The following is a 5,435-nucleotide window of genomic DNA, read 5'->3' as shown; positions in this document are numbered from 1 at the left end:
GAATCGCAACCACTGTAGGATCGAAAATATTTCGCGATCGCATCCCCAACACCAACGCTACTATTATAGATAAATTGCGCTCGGCTGGAGCCATTTTATTAGGAAAAACCAATTTAAGCGAATTAGCTGCCGATGTTTCCGGACGCAACATCTTTTTTGGCGATACTCATAATGCTTGGAAACAAAATCATTCTCCCGGCGGTTCTTCTAGCGGGACAGCAAGTGCGATCGCCGCACATCTTTGCTTAGGTGGAATTGGTTCCGATACAGGCGGTTCGATTCGCATTCCTGCTAGTTGGTCGGGAATTGTCGGACTGCGACCCACCTACGGAGCGATTAGTTTAAATGGCATTTTCCCTCGCGTTCCCAGCTTTGATACTGTTGGGCCAATGGCCAATTGTGTCGCAGATGCGATAATTTTATGGAATGCGATCGCTGACTCAGATAAAATTTCTGTCTCTGCAACTCAACTGAAAGGTTTGCGCTTAGCAACAATCAAAAACTATTCCTTTCGAGGTGTCGATCGAGAAGTTGCCGAGGCAATTTATCGCTCAATAACTCTCCTCAAACAACTCCAAATTGAAATTGTCAATATCGAAGTTCCCTTCTTAGAAAAAGAATTTGATGTCGAGATTTACAACACTATTTGCAATTATGAATTTTATCAAATATTGCAAAATTATATCGGCAATCCCGATAACTTTGGTGAAAAAGTACGTAAAGACCTTGAGAAAGGCATGAAAATCGCCCAATCCGCTTACGCAAAAGCCCAAGAAATTAGACGATCGCAAACAGCCAAATTCCTGGAAATCTTCACCCAAATTGATGCTTTGCTCGTTCCTACAACCCCAACAGTCGCCCCACTCCTCACCGCAGATAGCAAAATTTTCCAATTCAGCCGCCGCTTCATATTACCCTTCAGCTTTACAGGCGTTCCGGCCATTTCCGTACCTTGCGGTTTCAGTCAAAACGGTTTACCGATCGGTTTGCAAATTATTGGCCCTCCCTCCGCAGAAGCTGTACTTCTGAAAGTAGCAGCAGCTTTGGAGAAATTTTTATCATAGTTATGCGTTCTTGTCAAATTTTTTTATGGCATTTAGGCAGGAAAGCCCAAAAATCCAGTTCCTGCGTCGGTTTTCAGCTCTTAAGACCGGGATTTGGCATAGAAGCCGACTTTATTTGCTCAGTCCTATGCGTCACTCCTCTGCAAGCAATTTGAGGTGACAGGAAAAAAAATTACCCGAAAGGGTGACAAGTGTCAACCTCCATGAGTTAGAATGTAGGCATATGACCAAGACCTATACCGAATGTCCCCGATCCTTATCTTCGGGGAATTTATATTTTAGGGGCTACATCAGCGCGATCGACTCTTACCGGACGAGCCTGCGACAGTGGAACCCCACCCCCATCCCCTCCCCCTCAACGGGGAGGGGAAAAATTTTTAGCTCCCAGGTTTTGAGGTATTAGCAAACTCAGCCCTAACTCAACTTAGCGATCGGAGCGATCGGAGTTAGAATTTTCTTGACTTCCGCCATTAGTTTCCGATTGTGCAGGCGCACTTTTATTTTCAGTTTGTTGCTGTTGAGCGGGAGGAACGGTGATATTAATGTTCGGTGCTGAATTAGACGACTTTTGAGAAGATTCTTCACGAGAGGGAGCGGCTGAAGGTTGTTGGGGAACGGGTACAACATCCCTAGTTTTGTCGATCGTTCTTTCAATAATAGTAGTTTCTTTGTTGCGACTGGGAGTTTGAGGTTGACTGTTGTTAGGAACGGGAACAGGTACAATTTGCGTAGAGGGAGCCGTTTGTCTACTTGGCTCTTGTCGCTGATTGAGGTAGTAGAAAGCACCCCCGGCTAGTCCAGCAAGTAAAGCCAAAGCCAGACCCATCGTTAAACCAGTAGCTGCACTATTATTTTCACGAGCTACATACCTATCTTCTGCCATAATGCGCTCGGAATCTCTACCAGTTCGATAACCTTCTCTATAAGCAGCTTCATCAGAAATGTTGTTGCTGCTATTAACTGAACTATTGGAATCGCGTCTGATTTGATTAGACATAGGTATTGCTAGACCTCATTTAGAATTGAGACAATCTTTTCTTATCAGGTCTAAACTAACCGTTCCGTTCGGTCAAACCAATCTGTCTTGAGAAGGTATTTGCAGACACATTTAAATTAAACCAATGGATTAAGCCATCTTTCTTTAGATTTATACCAACAGAATTATAACGAATGGCAGATCGGCGAGATCGTGTCCGGTAGCATCCGTTGCCTAAAAAATCCCTTTCTTATCTGCGTTTATCTGCGTTTATCTGCTGACATCTGCGGTAGAAACTTAACCCCTAATACCCACAGATAATCTTTCGGATTGCGAATATACTACCAATGCCACCAGAAATAATATTATTTATTTTTTTACCGCAGATTAACGCAGATTAACGGTGTACCGCAAGCCATTGCAATCTGCGGTTACGCGCTACGCTAACTCTACCTCTTACTTAAATAACCTTCTCGCACCAAAGGCAACACATTTCGTCCCACATTTTCGCACTCTTCCAAATGCGGGTAACCAGATAGAATAAAAACTGTAATTCCCAAATCGATATATTGCAAAAGTCGATCTGCAACTTGCTGGTAACTGCCAACAATTGCCATTCCCGCGCCACTTCTTACTACCGAAACACCAGCCCATAGCAAAGGTTCAACATACCAATCATCATCAGCGCTACCTCGCAATTCCCACTGACGACTTTGACCGACACTTTCTCGCTTGGTATTGGGAAATTCCTGGCGGCGGGCTTTTTCTAACACTTCCGGACGCACAAACTTGAGCATTTCGCGGGCAGTTTCCCTTGCTTGGGTTTCTGTCTCTCTCGCAACTAGATTAATTCTCAGCCCATATCTGACTGCATTTTCCCGCTGATTTGCTGCTACTAATTGTCGCATTTGGCTGATGCGATCGCCTATTTGTTGCAGCGTTTCCCCCCACATCAAATATACATCCGCCCATTCAGCCCCAACCTGTTGCGCCATCTCGCTGGCACCACCAAAATAAAACAGTGGCCCTCCCGGTTGGACGGGCAAACTTTCTAATCGAGTTTGCTTGAGTTTGTAGAATTCACCTTCACGATCGAAAGCGTTTGTACTCGACCACAACTGACGGCAAATTTGCATAAATTCGCGAGTGCGACGATAACGCGCATCCCGATCCAAATAATCGCCGTACATCGCTTGTTCGATCGGTCGTCCACCCGTCACAATATTGAGGGAGAGACGACCGTTACTGATGCGATCGAGAGTTGCTGCCATCTTTGCTAAAATAGGAGCCGAGTAAAACCCCGGTCGCACAGCTACCATTGCCCCCGCCTGAGTTGTCAGCGCCAATGCAGCTGAAGCTAAAGTCCAAGCTTCCAGAATGTGGTTATCAAAACCCATTCCAATCAGCAACTGTCGAAATCCAAATCGCTCAGCCGCCTGGAAAATCTTCACAGTATACTCCAGGCTGGGAGGACGTTCCCAAGTCGGTAAACCTAAATAAAACCCATCCCCAGATACGGGAGAACACCAGTTAAATTCCAATCGGGGCTGAGCCACAGGGAATCCTTATTATCTTTCAAGAACGTCCGCCATTATTCGGTAAAGCTATCGGACGCACCTGCGGCGCAGCAGCAGCACCGTAATTGACTCGACAACCGATATTAAAAATGCTCGATCCGCATTCCAGAGGTACGACTTCACCTCGAAGCATAGCGCTGCAACTTACATAACCATCATCGTTGGTGTCTTTAATCATACACTCGATCGGTGCTGCGCCAGCACGCTTTGACCAATCTTTCATCCCCATACCCGCAACTATGTGCGACCAAAAGAAATTGAATACAAACACACCAATAATCAGGGAGATAAGTGCAGTACCGATTAAGCCAGCCTTGATTTTCCAATTGGACATAAATTCTCCTACCTTAGCTAGAGGACTAGATTGTACGGGAGTATATACATTTGGTTGTTCGTTTTGAGCTTCTGACATAGTGGGTAAATCTCGTTAGCCTAAAGAAATATTTTCGAGTTTTGAGATGCGATCGCGCATCTTGCGCTTAAAAAACTCGCTCTTCTCCACTTATGATAGCTTAAAATCTTAAATGGGCTCAAATCCTTGTTTTTCAAAGATTTTCCTGCACTTATCCCCTTCGTGCGATCGAGCCAATTACCCAACAAATCTTTCCCACAACAAACCGATGGAATATGTCACGCCACAAAATTACGCAACTTACGCCAGCACAAGTAGCGGCGATTCCAGGTTACCTTGAAAAATGGACAAAAATAGCACTGTCTCCTGAGCCAATTAATCGTCAACAAGTAGCTGAAGCAGTTATAGCAATTTATGATGCCCTTGGTTTAAAAGCTCCCCAAATACTTATTTTTGATAATATTTATCCTGCTGTGAGCGAAATAGTAAAATTTTTAGATAACCCATTCCAGATGAAAATTGGAGACAAACTAGGCGAGAAAATCGAGGAAAAATTACGCAATCAACTATTGCTGCAAACAATTTCCCAAATAAGCTCGCAATCCTTGACTTTGCTGAGCCAACTATGGGATAAACTGCCTAACCCAGTGGGGAGCGGATTTTTATTATCAACTCATCAAGAGAGGGAATTCCGTACTCAGTTAGGATGTCAGGTATGGAATCCTCTGAGAAATTATATTTGTGGCTGGAACAAGTATATCTGCTTTATTGATTTTTGTATTACTGAATTAAATTGCCGTCACGATGCAAAAATTTGGTCTGCGTTTGATTTACTAGCCAAAAATTGGGCTGTAATTTTTCCTTATGAAAAGCTCTGCTATGTATGCGATCGACCCATCAAAGTTTGCTTAGATAACTCAAATCTTCTTCAGGAACGAGGAGAAGCCGTAATTTTCTTGCCCTAGACGAAACAGGATTGCCAAAGTCTCGGTAAAGCCTTAAGATGATCGATCGCATTACCGATCGGCCCGATCGCACAACAACTATTATCGAACCCTTGATTCTAGTTTCTTCTTACCCTAACCCCTAACCCCTAACCCCTAGCCCCTATTTCTTCCCCTAGCCCCTAATCCCTATCCCCTAACCCCTAAATATATGTCGCTCAAAGTTTACGGAATACCCAACTGCGGAACCTGCAAAAAAGCCTTAAAATGGCTTGAAGATAACAGCATCGAGTACGAATTTATCAACACAAAAGAAAATCCGCCCACTCGCGAAATGTTAGTTGATTGGGTGAAAGCTTTGGGATCGAAACCGATGCGAAACACATCCGGACAGTCCTATCGATCGTTAGGCGAAGTAAAGAACTCTTGGACAGACGATCGATGGATTGAAGCATTTGCCCTAGATGCGATGCTGCTGAAACGTCCGCTATTCGTTAAAGATGGCATAGCTGTACTTGTCGG

The 5,435-nt window shown here is 44.3% G+C and carries 6 protein-coding genes; 3 read left to right on the top strand and 3 right to left on the bottom strand.

The genetic code is table 11. The features are described from left to right. Positions 1 to 1,064, top strand: a 1,064-nt coding sequence (locus tag H6S82_RS16270) for an amidase (RefSeq protein WP_191056429.1), incomplete at its 5' end; no start/stop codon positions are given. A gap of 424 nt (positions 1,065 to 1,488) precedes the next feature. On the opposite strand, the gene H6S82_RS16265 is transcribed toward H6S82_RS16270, so the two are convergent. The 3 genes from H6S82_RS16265 to H6S82_RS16255 all read right to left on the bottom strand — a co-directional run bounded on the left by H6S82_RS16265 (position 1,489) and on the right by H6S82_RS16255 (position 4,029). Beyond that, the gene (locus H6S82_RS16265) at positions 1,489 to 2,061 is read right to left on the bottom strand and encodes a hypothetical protein (RefSeq protein ID WP_190471260.1); all 573 of its coding nucleotides are present in this window, start codon (positions 2,059 to 2,061) and stop codon (positions 1,489 to 1,491) included. A gap of 428 nt (positions 2,062 to 2,489) precedes the next feature. Beyond that, positions 2,490 to 3,596, bottom strand: a complete 1,107-nt coding sequence (locus H6S82_RS16260) for an LLM class flavin-dependent oxidoreductase (RefSeq protein ID WP_190471263.1) — start codon at positions 3,594 to 3,596, stop codon at positions 2,490 to 2,492. 19 nt (positions 3,597 to 3,615) lie between these two features. Next, the gene (locus H6S82_RS16255) at positions 3,616 to 4,029 is read right to left on the bottom strand and encodes a hypothetical protein (RefSeq protein ID WP_190471266.1); all 414 of its coding nucleotides are present in this window, start codon (positions 4,027 to 4,029) and stop codon (positions 3,616 to 3,618) included. Positions 4,030 to 4,244: 215 nt separating this feature from the next. On the opposite strand from H6S82_RS16255, the gene H6S82_RS16250 reads away from it, so the two are divergent. Continuing rightward, the gene (locus H6S82_RS16250; protein ID WP_190471269.1) at positions 4,245 to 4,934 is read left to right on the top strand and encodes a hypothetical protein; all 690 of its coding nucleotides are present in this window, start codon (positions 4,245 to 4,247) and stop codon (positions 4,932 to 4,934) included. A gap of 190 nt (positions 4,935 to 5,124) precedes the next feature. Next, the coding region (locus tag H6S82_RS16245) for a Spx/MgsR family RNA polymerase-binding regulatory protein (RefSeq protein WP_191056428.1) at positions 5,125 to 5,435 on the top strand (311 nt) is incomplete at its 3' end.

Source organism: Planktothrix sp. FACHB-1355, from assembly GCF_014748295.1.
Taxonomy (GTDB): domain Bacteria; phylum Cyanobacteriota; class Cyanobacteriia; order Cyanobacteriales; family Aerosakkonemataceae; genus Aerosakkonema; species Aerosakkonema funiforme_A.
This window is presented reverse-complemented; position numbering and strand designations above follow the sequence as displayed.